Origin of the sequence: Ideonella dechloratans, from assembly GCF_021049305.1 — a bacterium.
GTDB classification, from domain to species: Bacteria; Pseudomonadota; Gammaproteobacteria; order Burkholderiales; family Burkholderiaceae_C; genus Ideonella; species Ideonella dechloratans.
The window spans coordinates 904389-919816 of record NZ_CP088081.1 but is presented as its reverse complement, the minus strand read 5'-3'; the positions used below and the strand labels follow the sequence as shown (position 1 = coordinate 919816).

Annotated in this window: 13 protein-coding genes; 10 read left to right on the top strand and 3 right to left on the bottom strand. The window is 72.9% G+C overall.

Annotation, left to right across the window (positions count from 1 at the left end):
* Nucleotides 1-2 precede the first annotated feature (2 nt).
* The 9 genes from hypB to LRM40_RS04265 all read left to right on the top strand — a co-directional run bounded on the left by hypB (nt 3) and on the right by LRM40_RS04265 (nt 11900).
* Entirely contained in the window at nt 3-1052 is a 1050-nt protein-coding gene (gene hypB / locus LRM40_RS04305; protein WP_151125841.1) for a hydrogenase nickel incorporation protein HypB, read from the top strand.
* Between the two features lie 30 nt (nt 1053-1082).
* Entirely contained in the window at nt 1083-3491 is a 2409-nt protein-coding gene (hypF, locus tag LRM40_RS04300) for a carbamoyltransferase HypF (RefSeq protein ID WP_231067719.1), read from the top strand.
* A 24-nt stretch (nt 3492-3515) separates the two neighbouring features.
* The gene (locus LRM40_RS04295; protein ID WP_151125467.1) at nt 3516-3770 is read left to right on the top strand and encodes a HypC/HybG/HupF family hydrogenase formation chaperone; all 255 of its coding nucleotides are present in this window, start codon (nt 3516-3518) and stop codon (nt 3768-3770) included.
* A 5-nt stretch (nt 3771-3775) separates the two neighbouring features.
* Nucleotides 3776-5119 (top strand): hydrogenase formation protein HypD, encoded by a 1344-nt coding sequence (gene hypD / locus LRM40_RS04290; protein WP_151125486.1) that lies wholly within the window; start codon nt 3776-3778, stop codon nt 5117-5119.
* The gene (gene hypE / locus LRM40_RS04285) at nt 5116-6171 is read left to right on the top strand and encodes a hydrogenase expression/formation protein HypE (protein WP_151125468.1); all 1056 of its coding nucleotides are present in this window, start codon (nt 5116-5118) and stop codon (nt 6169-6171) included. Before hypD ends, hypE begins: the two co-directional genes overlap by 4 nt.
* A 352-nt stretch (nt 6172-6523) precedes the next feature.
* Entirely contained in the window at nt 6524-8029 is a 1506-nt protein-coding gene (locus LRM40_RS04280; protein ID WP_225863187.1) for a sigma-54-dependent transcriptional regulator, read from the top strand.
* Entirely contained in the window at nt 8026-9048 is a 1023-nt protein-coding gene (locus LRM40_RS04275) for an NADH-quinone oxidoreductase subunit B family protein (RefSeq protein WP_211373046.1), read from the top strand. Before LRM40_RS04280 ends, LRM40_RS04275 begins: the two co-directional genes overlap by 4 nt.
* 19 nt (nt 9049-9067) lie before the next feature.
* Nucleotides 9068-10519 (top strand): nickel-dependent hydrogenase large subunit, encoded by a 1452-nt coding sequence (locus LRM40_RS04270; protein ID WP_151125469.1) that lies wholly within the window; start codon nt 9068-9070, stop codon nt 10517-10519.
* 10 nt (nt 10520-10529) lie between these two features.
* Entirely contained in the window at nt 10530-11900 is a 1371-nt protein-coding gene (locus LRM40_RS04265; protein ID WP_151125470.1) for a sensor histidine kinase, read from the top strand.
* Between the two features lie 9 nt (nt 11901-11909).
* Here LRM40_RS04265 and LRM40_RS04260 read toward each other — a convergent pair whose 3' ends face one another.
* Entirely contained in the window at nt 11910-12860 is a 951-nt protein-coding gene (locus LRM40_RS04260) for a LysR family transcriptional regulator (RefSeq protein ID WP_310734172.1), read from the bottom strand.
* An 89-nt stretch (nt 12861-12949) separates the two neighbouring features.
* Here LRM40_RS04260 and nfsB point away from each other — a divergent pair, with 89 nt between their 5' ends.
* The gene (nfsB, locus tag LRM40_RS04255; RefSeq protein ID WP_151125471.1) at nt 12950-13612 is read left to right on the top strand and encodes an oxygen-insensitive NAD(P)H nitroreductase; all 663 of its coding nucleotides are present in this window, start codon (nt 12950-12952) and stop codon (nt 13610-13612) included.
* A 6-nt stretch (nt 13613-13618) separates the two neighbouring features.
* Here nfsB and LRM40_RS04250 read toward each other — a convergent pair whose 3' ends face one another.
* Nucleotides 13619-14485 (bottom strand): ADP-polyphosphate phosphotransferase, encoded by an 867-nt coding sequence (locus LRM40_RS04250; protein ID WP_151125472.1) that lies wholly within the window; start codon nt 14483-14485, stop codon nt 13619-13621.
* A gap of 24 nt (nt 14486-14509) precedes the next feature.
* Nucleotides 14510-15397 carry an EamA family transporter gene (locus LRM40_RS04245; RefSeq protein ID WP_151125473.1) on the bottom strand — a complete coding sequence of 296 codons (888 nt, stop codon included), beginning with the start codon at nt 15395-15397 and terminating at the stop codon, nt 14510-14512.
* Nucleotides 15398-15428: the final 31 nt, after the last annotated feature.

The following is a 15428-nucleotide window of genomic DNA, read 5'->3' as shown; positions in this document are numbered from 1 at the left end:
CCATGTGCGTCGTCTGCGGCTGTGCCGACACCTCCCACAAACCTGGCCATTCGCATGACCATTCGCATGACCATGGGCATGCGCACGAACACGGGCATGACCATGGGCATGCGCACGAACACGGGCATGACCATCCCCACGCCCACGCCCACGCGCAGGACCATGTCCACGTGACCGCATCCACCGGCGACCTGCACTACGGCGCCGGCAGCGCCCGGGTCTCGGTGCCCGGCATGAGCCAGGCCCGCGCCATCCAGATCGAGACCACCGTGCTGGGCGAGAACGACCGCCTGGCCGCGCAGAACCGGGCCCATTTCGAGGGCCATGGCGTGGTGGCCTACAACCTCGTCTCCAGCCCCGGCTCGGGCAAGACCACCCTGCTGTGCGCCACGCTGGAAGCGCTGAAGACCCGCGCCGCCGGCCTGCCGGTGGCGGTGATCGAAGGCGACCAGCAAACGTCGAACGACGCCGACCGCATCCGCGCCACCGGCGCCCCGGCCATCCAGGTCAACACCGGCAAGGGCTGCCACCTGGACGCCCAGATGGTGGCCGATGCCTTTGCGCGGCTGCCCCTGCATGCGCATTCCCACGACCATGCGCATGGGCATGAGCACGATCACGGCGACCATGACCACCCGCACGGCGCGGTCCTGTTCATCGAGAACGTCGGCAACCTCGTCTGCCCCGCCCTGTGGGACCTGGGCGAGCGCGCCAAGGTGGCCATCCTCTCGGTCACCGAGGGCGAGGACAAGCCCATCAAGTACCCGGACATGTTCGCCGCCGCGCGGCTGATGGTGCTGACCAAGACCGACCTGCTGCCTTACCTGGACTTCGATGTGCCCAAGTGCATCGAGTACGCCCGCCGGGTGAACCCGGGCATCGAGGTGCTGCTGGTCTCGGCCCGCAGCGGCGAAGGCCTGGACGCCTGGCTGGACTGGCTGCTGCAGCCGCTGGAGGCCCCGGCCGAAGCCGCTGCGCCCGCTGCAGATGAACTGGCCCGGCTCAAGGCCCGCGTGGCCGAGCTGGAAGCGCAGCTCGCCGCCAAGGCCTGACGCGTCCGCCGCCCGCCGCAAGCTCACCCCATGAACGCCGTGCTCGCCCCCGCCGCCGCACTGCAGCGCCTGCACCTGCGGGTGGAAGGTGCCGTGCAGGGCGTGGGCTTTCGGCCCTGGGTGGCGCAGCAGGCCCGCCGCCTGGCCCTGAGCGGCTGGGTGCGCAACGACGGCCAGGGCCTGGAGGCCGAACTGCAGGGCCCGACCGAGGCGCTGGCCGCCTTCGCCCAAGCGCTGCAGCTGAGCCCGCCGCCGCTGGCCCGGGTGCAGCGCGTGCAGCGCACGCCGCTGGTGGTGCAGCCCCATGAGGCCGGCTTCGTGATCCAGCCCAGCCGCGCCACGGCCCCCCAGGCGCTGACCACCACGCTGCCGCCCGACACCGCCCCCTGCGATGCCTGCCTGGACGAGCTGTTCAGCCCGGGCGACCGCCGCTGGCGCCACCCCTTCATCAACTGCACCCAGTGCGGCCCGCGCTTCACGCTGACCGCGCGCCTGCCCTACGACCGGCCGAACACCGCGCTGGCCCACTTCCCGATGTGCCCGGACTGCGCCACCGAGTACACCGACCCGCAGAACCGCCGCCACCACGCCCAGCCGGTGGCCTGCCCGCGCTGCGGCCCGCGCATCGCGCTGTGGGCGCCCGATGGAGCCGTGCTCGTCGCCCCCGAAGCGGGCACCGACGCCGTGCTGGCCGAGGCCGCGCAGCGCCTGCGCGCCGGCCAGGTGCTGGCCGTCAAGGGCGTGGGCGGCTACCACCTGGTGGCCGATGCCACCCAGGCCGCGCCGCTGCAGCGCCTGCGCGCGGCCAAGCAGCGCGCCAGCAAGCCTTTCGCCCTGCTGGTGGCCAACACGGCCAGCGCCCGCCGCTGGGTTGAACTGGGCGAGGACAGCGCCGCGCTGCTGGCCAGCCCCGCCCGCCCCATCGTGCTGCTGCCCTGCCAACCCGGCGTGACCGCGGCCCACCCGGCCATCGCCCCCGGCCTGGACGAGTGGGGGCTGATGCTGCCGTCCAACCCGCTGCACTGGCTGCTGCTGCACGAACTGGCCGGCCGCCCCGCCGATCCCGCCTGGCGCCACACCGAACAGCCCATGCTGCTGCTGATGACCAGCGCCAACCCCGGCGGCGAGCCGCTGGTGGTGGACGAGGCCGAGGCCGTGGCCAAGCTCGGCGGCCTGGCCGACGCGCTGCTGGTGCACGACCGCGCCATCCTGGCCCGGGCCGACGACAGCGTGCGCCGCCCGCTGGGCCGTGACGCCCAGGGCCGGCCGTTCTTCCCCTTCATCCGCCGCGCCCGGGGCCAGGTGCCCGAGCCCATCGCCTTGCCCGGCGTGCCGGCCGATGCCCCGTCCGTGCTGGCCACCGGCGGCTACCTCAAGGCCACCGTCTGCCTCACCCGCGGCAACGAGGCCTTCGTCTCGCCCCACCTGGGCGACCTGGGCAGCGCGGCCAGCCGCCAGGGCCTGGTGGAGGCCGTGACCCGGCTGCAGGACTTCCTGGGCGTGCGCCCGCAGGCCGTGGCGCACGACCTGCACCCCGACTTCTTCAGCACCGCCCACGCCCAGGCCCTGGCCGAGGCCTGGCAGGTGCCCACCGTGCCGGTGCAGCACCACCACGCCCATGCCGCCGCCGTGCTGGCCGAACACGGCCCGGCCGGCCCGGCCCTGGCCCTGGTGCTGGACGGCGTGGGCCTGGGCAGCGACGGCCAGCCCTGGGGCGGCGAGCTGCTGCGCTGCGAAAGGATCGGTGACGAGTTCACCCGCCTGGCCCACCTGCCCGCATTGCCCCTGCCCGGCGGCGACCGCGCCGCCCGCGAGCCCTGGCGCCTGGGCGCCGCCCTGCTGCACACCCTGGGCCGCGGCGGCGAGATCGCCCAACGCTTCGCGGCCGAGCCGCTGGCCGGCTCGCTGGGCACGGTGCTGGACCGCCGGCTGAACTGCCCGGCCACCGCCAGCGCCGGCCGCCTGTTCGACGCCGCCGCCGCGCTGCTGGCCGGCGTGCACCACAACGGCCACGAGGCCGAGGCCGCGATGCGGCTGGAGGCCCTGGCGCTGCGCCACCCCGGCCCGGCCACGCCCTGGGCCGAGGCCTTCACGCTGGATGCCCACGGCGTGCTGGACCTGCGCGGCCTGTGGAGCGCGCTGGCCGACCGCCGTATCGACACCCCCAACGCCCAGGCCGAGGCTGCGGCCCGCTTCCACGCCAGCCTGGCCGCCGCGCTGGTGGCCTGGGTGGCCCACCATGCCCGCGCCCAGCAGCTCGAGACCGTCGCCCTGAGCGGCGGCTGCTGGATCAACCGCCCGCTGCGCCAGACCGTGGTGCCGGCCCTGCAGGCCCGGGGCCTCACCGTGCTGGAGGCCACCCAGGCCCCCTGCGGCGATGGGGGCCTGAGCCTGGGCCAGGCCGCCGTGGCCCTGGCCACCTTGAACCGTTCCCGCTGATTTCGCTGTAAAGGACCCCCGACCATGTGCCTCGCCCTGCCCTCCCGCGTGGTGGAGCGCCTGCCCGATGACCAGGCCCTGGTGGACCTGGGCGGCGTGCGCAAGACCGTCTCCATCGCCCTGACCCCCGAGGCCCAGGTCGGGGACTATGTGATCGTCCACGTCGGCCACGCCATCGGCCTGCTGGACCCCGAAGAGGCCGAGCGCACGCTGGCCCTGTTCGCCGAACTCGAAGCCTCCCAGGCGGAAGCCTCGCAACCCACCGGAGCAGCAACATGAGCGGCATGAAGTACGTGGACGAATTCCGCGATGGCGCCCTCGCCCAGCAGATCGGCGCGCGCATCCGCGCCGAGGCGCAGCCCGGCCGCGACTACCGCTTCATGGAGTTCTGCGGCGGCCACACCCACGCCATCGCCCGCTACGGCGTGGCGGAGCTGCTGCCGCCCCATCTGCGCATGATCCACGGCCCCGGCTGCCCGGTCTGCGTGCTGCCCATCGGCCGCATCGACCAGGCCATCGGCCTGGCCCTGGAGCGTGGCGCCATCGTCTGCACCTACGGCGACACGATGCGCGTGCCCGCCAGCCCCTGGCGTGCCGGGCCGCTCCCAAACGCCAGGGACCCCCTCGGGGGGCCTGACGCGCAGCGGCAGGTTCGGGGGCTCCAGGACAGCGGCCTGTCGATGATGAAGGCCAAGGCGCGCGGCGCGGACATCCGCATGGTCTATTCGGCCGCCGACGCGCTGAAGATCGCCCGCCAGCACCCGGAGCGCGAGGTGGTGTTCTTCGCCATCGGCTTCGAGACCACCACGCCGCCCACCGCCCTGGTCGTCAAGCAGGCCGCGCAAGAAGGGCTGAAGAACTTCAGCGTGCTGTGCTGCCATGTGCTGACGCCCGGCGCCATCGCCCACATCCTGGACGCGCCCGAGGCCCAGCAATGGGGCGACGCGGTGGCGCTGGACGGCTTCGTCGGCCCGGCCCATGTGAGCATCGTGATCGGCTCGGCCCCCTACGAGGCCTTTGCCCGCGACTACCGCAAGCCGGTGGTCATCGCCGGCTTCGAGCCGCTGGACGTGATGCAGGCCATCCTGATGCTGGTGCGCCAGGTCAACGAAGGCCGCGCCGAGGTGGAGAACGAGTTCACCCGCGCCGTCAGCCGCGAAGGCAACCACGCCGCCCAGGCGGTGGTGGCCGAGGTGCTGGAGCTGCGCGAGAGCTTCGAGTGGCGCGGCCTGGGCGAGGTGGCCTACAGCGCGCTGCGCCTGAAGCCGGCCTACGCCGCCTTCGACGCCGAGAAGCGCTTCGGCCTGAACTACCGCCCGGTGGCCGACCACAAGCAGTGCGAGTGCGGCGCCATCCTGCGCGGGGTCAAGCGGCCCACCGACTGCAAGCTGTTCGGCACCGTCTGCACGCCCGACAACCCGATGGGCTCCTGCATGGTGTCCTCCGAAGGCGCCTGCGCCGCCCACTACGCCTACGGCCGCTTTCGAGACATGGCGCCCCCACGCTCCCTGCCGGTCGCTGCCCCCCGAGGGGGCTCTGGCAGCGGACCGGCAGAGCCGGATCCACGCCAGTCCCCGGAACTTGGCACCTGCGGTGCCTGCAGCGCCCCCAACCAGATCCCGACATGACGACCCGTACCGACTACATCCGCCCGCTGGACTTCAAGCAGGGCCGCGTGGACATGAACCACGGCGCTGGCGGCCGCGCCAGCCTGCAGCTGATCGAGGAACTGTTCGCCCGCGCCTTCGACAACCCGGCCCTGCGCGAGGGCAACGATGGCGCGGTGCTGGACGTGCCGCCCGGCCACCGCCTGGTGATGGCCACCGACGGCCATGTGATCTCGCCGCTGTTCTTCCCCGGCGGCGACATCGGCTGCCTGTCGGTGCACGGCACGGTCAACGACGTGGCCATGATGGGCGCCACGCCCACCGCCCTGTCGGCCAGCTTCATCCTGGAAGAAGGCTTTCCACTGGCGGACCTGAAACGCATCGTCGAATCGATGGCTGCGGCCGCCCGCGAGGCCGGTGTGCCCATCGTGACCGGCGACACCAAGGTGGTGGAACAGGGCCATGGCGACGGCGTGTTCATCAGCACCACCGGCCTGGGCCTGCTGCCCGCGGGCCGGAACATCGGCGGCGCGAACGCGCGGCCGGGCGATGTGGTGCTGGTCAGCGGCACGCTGGGCGACCATGGCGTGGCGGTGCTGTCGCAGCGCGAGTCGCTGGCCTTCGACAGCGAAGTGGTGAGCGACACCGCGGCCCTGCACACCCTGGTGGCGGCGCTGCTGGCGGCCGTGCCCGAGGGCGCGGTGCGCACGCTGCGCGACCCGACCCGCGGCGGCCTGGCCACCACGCTCAACGAGATCGCCCGCCAGTCCGGCGTGGGCATGATGCTGGACGAGGCCCTGCTGCCCATCCAGCCCCAGGTGGACGCGGCCTGCGAGCTGCTGGGCCTGGACGTGCTCTACCTGGCCAACGAGGGCAAGCTGATCGCCATCGTCGCGCCAGAGGTGGCCGACACGGCGCTGGCCACGCTGCGCGCCCATCCGCTGGGGGCGAAGGCCGCCCGCATCGGCACGGTGCAGGAAGACCCCCACCACTTCGTGCAGATGCGCACGCGCTTTGGCGGGCAGCGGGTGGTGGACTGGTTGTCGGGGGAGCCTTTGCCTCGGATTTGCTGAGTCTCTTGGGGAGGGTTGGCGTGGCGGCGGGAGGAGGCTGCTGGCCTGTTCTGCTCCATGTCCCCCGCCCCGGCTGAGCCGGGGCTCCTCCTTGACTTGCGCAGAACAGGCCAGCAGCCCCCTCCTGTCACGGTCGGTGCACGGGCCCGCGAACAGCCGCCGACGGTGACGGACGAGGGGCGCGGGTGACTGGCAGAGCGAAGTCAAGGAGGAGCCCTGGGCTGGCCCAGGGCGGGGGACATGAGCGGCGCCAGTCACCTGCGCCCCTCGTCAAGCGCCACCCCACCCCGTCCACACACCGCCACCTGCCCCGATTTGCCCCAGGTCACCCCCGCATTACCATCACGAAGCCATGAACGCCCCCGACCCCCAAGCCGCCGCGATGGACCCGCGTGATGACCTGCCGCTGGTGCTGGTGGTGGACGACGAGCTGCGTTCGCAGGAGGCCATGCGCCGCACGCTGGACGAGGACTTCCGCGTGCTCACCGCCGGCGACACCGACATCGCCCGCCAGCTGATCTCGCGCCACGAGGTGGCCGTGGTGCTGTGCGACCAGCGCATGCCCGGCCAGACCGGCATCGAGTTCCTCAAGGAAGTGCGCGAGCGCTGGCCCGAGGTGGTGCGCATCGTCATCTCCGGCTACGCCGACAGCGAGGACATCATCGCCGGCGTCAACGAGGCCGGCATCTACCAGTATGTGCTCAAGCCCTGGGTGCCAGAGCACCTGCTGCAGACCGTGCAGGGCGCGGTGGAAGCCAGCCAGCTGCACCGCGGCCTGCAGCGCCTGGAGCTGGACCTGCGCGCCGGCCCGCAGGCCCTGCGCGCGCGCCGCCAGACCCGGCTGCGCGAGGCCAAGGCCGTGTTCGACTTCGACCGCATCGTGCGGGCCGAGGGCAGCCCGCTGGACGGCGTCTGCGCCACCGCCCAGCGCCTGGCGCGCTACGACCTCTCGGTGCTGATCCTGGGCGAATCCGGCACCGGCAAGGAACTGCTGGCCCGCGCCATGCACTACGCCTCGCCGCGGCAGAACGGCCCCTTCGTGGTCGAGAACTGCGGCGCCATCCCCGACACCCTGCTGGAGAGCGAGCTCTTCGGCCACCGCCGCGGCGCCTTCACCGGCGCGGTGGAAGACCACACCGGCCTGTTCCAGCGGGCCGACGGCGGCACCGTCTTCCTCGACGAGATCGGCGAGACCTCGCCGGCCTTCCAGGTCAAGCTGCTGCGCGTGCTGCAGGAAGGCGAGATCCGCCCGGTGGGCTCGGCCCGCGCGGTGCCGGTGGATGTGCGCGTCATCGCCGCCACCCACCGCCAGCTGGAAGACGAGGTGCGCGCCGGCCGCTTCCGCGAGGACCTGTACTACCGCCTGGCCGGCGCCACCCTGCAGGTGCCGCCGCTGCGCGAGCGGCCGGGCGACATCCTGCCGGTGGCCGAATCGCTGCTGGACGCGGTGGCCCGCGAGCTGGGCCGCGAACCCGCCGAGTTCGACGACGACGCCCGCGCCGTGATGGTGGGCTACCCCTGGCCCGGCAACATCCGCGAGCTGCGCAACGAGATTTCGCGCGCCCTGGCCCTGGGCGATGGCCCGCTGCTGCGCGCCACCGACTTCTCGCGCAAGCTGCTGGGCGGCCAGACCGGCGCGGCCCATGCCCAGCGCACCTCGCAGCTGACCGGCGGCACCGGCCTGGCCCTGCCCGGCAGCGGCACGCTGCAGGAACGGCTGGACGCCATCGAGGCCATGGTGCTGCGCGAGGTGATGCTGCGCCTGCGCTGGAACAAGACCCACGCGGCCAAGGAGCTGGGCCTGTCGCGGGTGGGCCTGCGCGCCAAGCTGCAGCGCTTCGGGTTGGAAACGAAATGAGCACACCCGAGCCCCTGAACGTGCTGTGGCTGCAGTCCGGTGGCTGCGGCGGCTGCAGCATGTCGCTGCTGTGCGCCGACACGCCGGACTTTGCCGCCCTGCTGCGCGACGCCGGCCTGAACCTGCTGTGGCACCCCAGCCTCTCGCTGGAAAGCGGCCACGAACTGCTGGCCCTGCTGGACGACTGCCTGACCGGCCGCACCCGGCTGGACGTGCTGTGCGTGGAAGGCGCCATCCTGCGCGGCCCGCAGGGCACCGGGCGCTTCCACCTGCTGGCCGGCACCGGCCGGCCGATGATGCACTGGGTGCAGGACCTGGCCCAGGTGGCCCGCCACGTGGTGGCCGTGGGCGCCTGCGCCGCCTGGGGCGGGCCCACCGCCATCGGCGTGGCCAGCGGGCGCAACCCCAGCGAGGCCTGCGGCCTGCAGTACGAGGACGAGCACCCCGGCGGCCTGATGGGCCCGGGTTTTCGCGCGCCCGGCGGCCTGCCGGTGGTCAACATCGCCGGCTGCCCCACCCACCCGGGCTGGGTCATCGACACCCTGGCGGCCCTGGCCGCGCAGGAACTGCGCCCGGAAGACCTGGACAGCCTGCACCGGCCCCGCCTGTACGCCGACCAGCTGGTGCACCACGGCTGCACGCGCAACGAGTACTACGAGTACAAGGCCAGCGCCGAGAAGCCCAGCGACCTGGGCTGCATGATGGAACACCTGGGCTGCAAGGGCACCCAGGCCCACGCCGACTGCAACACCCGGCTGTGGAACGGCGAGGGCAGCTGCACCCGCGGCGGCTATGCCTGCATCAGCTGCACCGAGCCGGGCTTCCAGAGCCCCGGCCACCCCTTCCACGCCACGCCCAAGATCGCCGGCATCCCGGTGGGCCTGCCCACCGACATGCCCAAGGCCTGGTTCGTGGCGCTGGCCTCGCTGTCCAAGAGCGCCACGCCCACGCGGGTCAAGCGCAACGCCACCGCCGACCATGTCGTCGTGCCGCCGGTGGCGCGCAAGACCCACCGCTGACACGCCGCCAGGAACACCGATGAGCCGTCTGATCGTGGGCCCGTTCAACCGGGTGGAGGGGGACCTGGAGGTCCAGCTGGAACTGGACGCCGGCCGCGTGCGCGAGGCCCGCGTGGTCTCGCCGATGTACCGCGGCTTCGAGAACCTGCTGCTGGGCCGCGACCCGCTGGACGCGCTGGTCATCGTGCCGCGCATCTGCGGCATCTGCTCGGTCTCGCAGTCGATGGCCGCGGCCACCGCGCTGGCCTACGCCGCGGGCATCACGCCCACGCCCAATGGCCGCCACGCCCTGAACCTGATGCTGGCCTGCGAGAACGCGGCCGACCACCTGAGCCACTTCTACCTCTTCTTCCTGCCGGACTTCACCCGGCCGGTCTATGCCCACCGGCCCTGGCACGCCGAGGCCCTGCGCCGCTTTGCCGCCCAGGCGGGCGAGCGCGGCCGCGCGGCCCTGGCCGCCCGCCAGCGCTGGTTCACGCTGATGGGCACGCTGGGCGGCAAGTGGCCGCACACCCACAGCATCCAGCCCGGCGGCAGCAGCCGCGCCATCGAGCCGGCCGAGCGGCTGCGCCTGCTCTCGCGGGTGCGCGAACTGCGGGCCTTCCTGGAGCAGACCCTGCTGGGCGACACGCTGGAGGCCTTCCAGGCCCTGCCCGACGAGGCCGCGCTGCAGGCCTGGGCCGCGCCGCGGCTGCACGCCGATCTGCCCTTCTTCCTGCAGATCGGCGCCGACCTGGGCCTCCCGACGATGGGGCCCGGGCCGGGCCGCTGGCTCAGCCACGGCAGCTTCGTGCAGCCCGATGGCTCGCGCGTGGTGCCGCAGGGTGTGTTCCGCGAGGGTGCGCTGGGCCCGCTGAACGTGGCCGCCATCACCGAGGACGCCACCCACGCCTGGCTCAACGAAGGTGACAGCGCCCCGCGCCCGCCCGCCCAGGGCCTGACCCAGCCCGCGGCCGACAAGCCCGGCGCCTACAGCTGGAACAAGGCGCCCCGCCTGGCCGGCGAGGTGGCCGAATGCGGCGCCATCGCCCGCCAGCTGGCCGCCGGCCAGCCCCTGGTGCGCGACGCGGTGGCCCGCTGGGGCAGCACCGTGCACACCCGGGTGCTGGCTCGCGTGCTGGAGCTGACCCGGCTGGTGGTGTGGATGGAAGGCTGGCTGCAGGCCCTGCAGCCGCGCGAGCCCTGGTGCGCGCCCTGCCCACTGCCCGAGCAGGCCGAAGGGGTGGGCCTGGTGGAGGCCGCGCGCGGCGCGCTGGGCCACTGGCTGCGGGTGGAGCGCGGACGCATCGCCCAGTACCAGATCATCGCGCCCACCAGCTGGAACTTCTCACCGCGCGACGCGGCCGGCCAGCCCGGCCCGCTGGAGGCCGCGCTGGTGGACGCCCCGGTGCGGCCGGGCGAGACAACGCCGGTGGCGGTGCAGCACATCGTGCGCAGCTTCGACCCCTGCATGGTCTGCACCGTGCACTGAGGGCCCGGCCATGAGCGACCGCCTGCCGTCCCCGCACCCCGACCTGCGCACCCTGCCGCTGGAAGGCGTGGACGAATCCACCTGGGTGGACGTGATCCACAAGATGGACGAGGTCTATGCCCAGCTGCTGGCCGACGAGGCCGCGCGCGAGGAGAAGAACGCCGAGCTGGAGCGCACGCAGCAGTTCATCCTCAGCCTGCTGACGGCCATGAGCGACGTGCTGCTGGCCTGCGACCAGCAGGGGCTGATCGAGGAGACCAATGCCGCGCTGTGCGCGCTGGTGGGCCGGCCCGACGCCGTGCTGCGCGGCACCCCCGCGGCCGCGCTGATGATGGGCGGCGCGCAGGGCGAGGACGCCCGCCGCATGCGCGAGGCCCTGGCCCAGAGCCAGACCCGGCGCGACGGCGCGGTGGTGGAGGTGGCGCTGGCCGACGCGATGGGCCAGCCCGTGCCGGTGGACTTCAACTGCACACCGCGGCTGGACCACCAGGGCCGGGTGATCGGCCATGTCTGCGTGGGGCGGCCGCTGGGGGAGCTCAAGCGCGCCTACCGCGCCCTGCAGGAGGCCCACGAGGCGCTCAAACGCACCCAGGCCCAGCTGCTGCACAGCGAGAAGATGGCCTCGCTGGGCCGGCTGGTGGCCGGGGTGGCGCACGAGCTGAACAACCCGATCAGCTTCCTGCTGGGCAATGTGAGCGCGCTGCGCAAGTACGCCGACCGGCTGGAGCAGTACCTGGGCGCGGTGCACGCGGGCCCGCTGCCGCCCGAGCTGGCCGCGCTGCGTCAGCGCCTGCGCATCGACGCCGCGCTGGCCGACCTGCCCTCGGTGATCGACGGCATGACCGAGGGCGCGCACCGCACGGCCGACATCGTCAACGCGCTCAAGCGCTTCTCGGTGATCGACCGGATGGAGCGCGGCCCGGTGGACCTGGGCCAGGTGGTGGAGCAGGCCATCCACTGGGTGCGCAAGGGCGCGGCGCCGGACTTCCGCATCGACTGGACCCCGCCGGCCGCGCCGGTGCAGGTGCTGGGCAGCGCCGGCCAGCTGCTGCAGGTGATGCTCAACCTGATCCAGAACGCGGCCGATGCCTGCGCGGGACGGCCCGAGGGCCGGCTGCGGATCACGCTGGAGCCCCCGGAGCGCCCGGGCGGCAAGCTGCGGCTGCGCTTTGCCGACAACGGCCCGGGCATCGCGCCCGAGCATGTGGCCCGCGTGTTCGACCCCTTCTTCACCACCAAGCCGGTGGGCAAGGGCACGGGGCTGGGCCTGTCGATCAGCTACGGCCTGATCGACCAGCACGGCGGCCACCTCAGCCTGGCGCCGGCCGCCGGGGGCGGCGCCGAATTCACGGTGGAGCTGCCGGTGGCCGAGGCGGCCTGAGCCGGCCCCTCAGCCCCCGTCCTCCGGCGTCTGCCGGCATTCCGGCAGCGGCGCCAGCAGGGCCTGGCAGCGGCGGGCCAGGAAGGCCGCCAGACGGCGCAGGCCCGGCGTGAGCTGCTGGCGGCTCACCACCACCAGGTTCAGCGGTGCGGGCTCGCTCCAGCCCGGCAGCAGGCGCACCAGACGGCCCGCGGCCAGGTCGTCGGCCACGTCCAGTGCGCTCTTGTAGGCAATGCCCAGGCCCTGCACCGCCCACTGGCGCACTACCGCGCCGTCGTCGGCCTGGTGGCGCCCGCGCACCTCCACCGTCTGGGCCGCGGCCGCGCCCTCCAGCCGCCAGCGGCTGTAGAGCGCTTCGCCCAGCACGAAGCGCAGGCAGTTGTGGCGGCGCAGCTCGGCCGGCGTCTGCGGCGCGCCGTGCCGGGCCAGGTAGGCCGGCGAGGCCACCAGCACCCGGGCGTTGCGCGGCGCCAGCGGCAGGGCGATGAAGCCGGAGTCGTCCGGCTCACCGTAGCGCACCGCCAGGTCCACCGGCTGCTCCAGCAGGTGGGACAGGCGGTCGCTGACCCGCAGCTCCAGCGACACGGCCTCGTCGTCGGCCAGGAACTCGGCCAGCCAGCCCAGCAGCTGGTGGCGGCCCAGGTCGCTGGGCAGGGCCATGCGCAAGGGGCCGGCCAGGCGCCCGGCCGGGTCGTTGGCGTCCTGCAGCGCGCCTTCGCACTGGGCCAGCGCCTGCAGGGCCTGGCGGGCCGGGGCCAGCAGGCGCTCACCGGCCTCGGACAGCCGCACATGGCGCGTGGAGCGCTCGAACAGCCGCGTGCCCAGGGCCTGCTCCAGGCGCTTGACGACGGCGCTGACGGCCGCGGGCGTCAGGTGCAGGTGGCGCGCCACATCGGTGAAGCTGCCGGCCTCGGCGGCCGCCACGAAGACCTGCAGGTCGTCCAGTCGGTTGATCTTCAACGGATTCCCGAAAAATATTCTCGACAGAGCATGTTTATCTTCGTCCGTCGCAGAGTCAAGATAGGGGAAATTGTCCTGAGGAGTTCTGCATGAGCACTGCCGTCAACCTGTCCGAGATCGCCCGCCGCCGCCACACCAGCAAGGCCTTCGACCCCAGCCGCACCATCCCGGCCGAGACGATGGACCAGCTGCGTACCCTGCTGCGCTACGCGCCCTCCTCGGTCAACTCGCAGCCCTGGCATTTCGTGATCGCCAGCAGCGAGGCAGGCAAGGCCAAGGTGGCCCAGGGCACGCAAGGGCCCTTCGCCTACAACACGCCCAAGGTGATGAAGGCCTCGCACGTGGTGGTGCTGTGCGCCCGCACCGACCTGGACGACGCCCACCTGAGCGCCTTGCTGGAGCAGGAGGCCGCCGATGGCCGCTTTGCCACGCCCGAGGCCAAGGCCGGCCAGGCCAACAGCCGTGGCGGCTATGTGAAGCTGCACCGCGAACTGGGCGACACCGCCGTCTGGGCCCAGAAGCAGGTCTACCTGGCCCTGGGCGAGCTGCTGCTGGGTGCGGCCACGCTGGGCCTGGACGCCTGCCCGATGGAGGGCTTCGACGCGGCCGCGGTGAATGCCGCGCTGGGCCTGGACGCGCGTGGGCTCACGGCCGTGGTGCTGGTGGCCCTGGGCCACCGCAGCGACGAGGACTTCAACGCCAGGCTGCCCAAGTCGCGCCTGCCGGCCGAGGCCGTGATCAGCGAGATCTGACCGCCCTCACTTCGCCAGCCGGCGGCGCACGTCCTGCAACTGCTCGGCGCTCAGCGTCGAGGCCGGGTAGTGCATGTCCAGCGCGTCCAGCGCCTCCACGATGACCTGGGAGACGATGAGGCGCGCGTTCTGCTTGTCGTCGGCCGGCACCACGTACCAGGGCGCATGGGCCGTGCTGGTGGCGCTCAGCGCGTCTTCGTAGGCGCGCTGGTAGTCGTCCCAGCGTTCGCGTTCCTGGATGTCGGCCATGCAGAACTTCCAGTTCTTCTCGGGGTCGTCCAGCCGGGCCAGGAAGCGCTGACGCTGCTCCTCCTTCGACAGGTGCAGGAAGAACTTCAGGATGCGGGTGCCGTTGCGGTGCAGGTGCTGCTCCAGGTCGTTGATCGACTCGTAGCGGTGCTGCCAGAGATGCGAGTTCTCGCGCGTCTTGTCCGGCAGGTTCTCGCCGGCCAGCACCTCGGGGTGCACCTTCACGATCAGCACCTCCTCGTAGTAGGAGCGGTTGAAGATGCCGATGCGGCCCCGCTCGGGCAGCCACTGGGTGCTGCGCCAGAGGAAGTCGTGGTCCAGCTCCTGCGCGCTGGGGTGCTTGAAGCTGGTGACCTGGCAGCCCTGCGGGTTGACGCCGGACATCACGTGCTTGATGACCCCGTCCTTGCCCGCCGCGTCCATGGCCTGGAAGATCAGCAGCAGGGCGTAGCGGTCGTGCGCGTAGAGCAGGTTCTGCCGCTCGGCCAGCCGGGCCACATGCTTGCCCAGCTGCTGCTGGTAGTCCGCCTTGTCGGCATACAGGGGCTTGACCCGCGTGGGCCAGCGTCCCAGGTCCACCGCCTTGGCGGGCGGCACGCGAAACGGTGCGGTGTCGATCGGCATGCCGCGAGCTTAGCGCGGCGGCGCTCAGGCCGGCAGGGCCGTCTCGGGCGGAGCGCTGCTGCGGCGGGCCGTCAGCGCGCTGCCAACGGAGGCCGACACGATCAGCCCGATGGCCAGCCACTGCCCCGGGCTCAGGCGCTCGTCCAGCAGGCCCAGCGCCAGCAGCGCGGCCACCGCCGGCTCCATGCTGATCATGATGCCGAAGGCCTGGGGCGGCAGACGCTTGAGGGCCACCATCTCCAGCGAGATGGGCACCGCGCTGGAGATGGCCGCCACGCACAGCCCCACCCCCAGCACCACCGGCGACAACAGGGACGCTCCGGCCTGGGCCACGCCCACCGGCACCACCGTCAGCGCGGCCACCGTCAGGCCGATGGCCACCGACTGCCCGGCGTGCAGATGTCCCACCCGCTTGCCGAACAGGATGTAGAGCGCCCAGCACACGGCGGCCACCCCGGCCCAGCCCACCCCCACCGGGTCCAGCGTGCTGACCCCGTGGCCCAGCGGCAGCAGCAGGCCCAGGCCCGCGATGGCCAGCAGCAGCCAGATGAAGTCCGGCAGGCGGCGCGAGCCCAGCAGTGCCACCGTCAGCGGCCCGGCGAACTCGATGGCCACCGCCACACCGAAGGGAATGCTGCGCAGCGACTGGTAGAAGGTCAGGTTCATCAGCCCCAGCGTCACGCCATAGGCCACGAGCGCCTTCCACTCGGCGCGCGCCAGGCGCCAGCGCCAGGGCCGCCAGATCAGCAAGAGCAGCAAGGCCGAGAAGCCCACCCGCACGGCCGTGGTGCCCGGCGCCCCCACCAGCGGAAACAGCGTGTGCTTGGCCCAGGACGTGCCCAGGCCCAGGAACGTGACCGAGCCCAGGATGGCCAGCAGCGGCAGCAGGGACGAGGACAGGAGGCGGGACATCTCTGGGGCGCCCGCACCGTTGGGGCAGGCT

Coding starts and splice junctions, on each gene's coding strand:
- hypD (WP_151125486.1), top strand. CDS start 3,776: ATGAAGTACGTGGACGAATTCCGCGATGGCGCCCTCGCCCAGCAGATC.
- LRM40_RS04295 (WP_151125467.1), top strand. CDS start 3,516: ATGTGCCTCGCCCTGCCCTCCCGCGTGGTGGAGCGCCTGCCCGATGAC.
- LRM40_RS04275 (WP_211373046.1), top strand. CDS start 8,026: ATGAGCACACCCGAGCCCCTGAACGTGCTGTGGCTGCAGTCCGGTGGC.
- LRM40_RS04280 (WP_225863187.1), top strand. CDS start 6,524: ATGAACGCCCCCGACCCCCAAGCCGCCGCGATGGACCCGCGTGATGAC.
- LRM40_RS04250 (WP_151125472.1), bottom strand. CDS start 14,485: ATGCCGATCGACACCGCACCGTTTCGCGTGCCGCCCGCCAAGGCGGTG.
- hypB (WP_151125841.1), top strand. CDS start 3: ATGTGCGTCGTCTGCGGCTGTGCCGACACCTCCCACAAACCTGGCCAT.
- LRM40_RS04245 (WP_151125473.1), bottom strand. CDS start 15,397: ATGTCCCGCCTCCTGTCCTCGTCCCTGCTGCCGCTGCTGGCCATCCTG.
- LRM40_RS04270 (WP_151125469.1), top strand. CDS start 9,068: ATGAGCCGTCTGATCGTGGGCCCGTTCAACCGGGTGGAGGGGGACCTG.
- LRM40_RS04265 (WP_151125470.1), top strand. CDS start 10,530: ATGAGCGACCGCCTGCCGTCCCCGCACCCCGACCTGCGCACCCTGCCG.
- hypF (WP_231067719.1), top strand. CDS start 1,083: ATGAACGCCGTGCTCGCCCCCGCCGCCGCACTGCAGCGCCTGCACCTG.
- hypE (WP_151125468.1), top strand. CDS start 5,116: ATGACGACCCGTACCGACTACATCCGCCCGCTGGACTTCAAGCAGGGC.
- nfsB (WP_151125471.1), top strand. CDS start 12,950: ATGAGCACTGCCGTCAACCTGTCCGAGATCGCCCGCCGCCGCCACACC.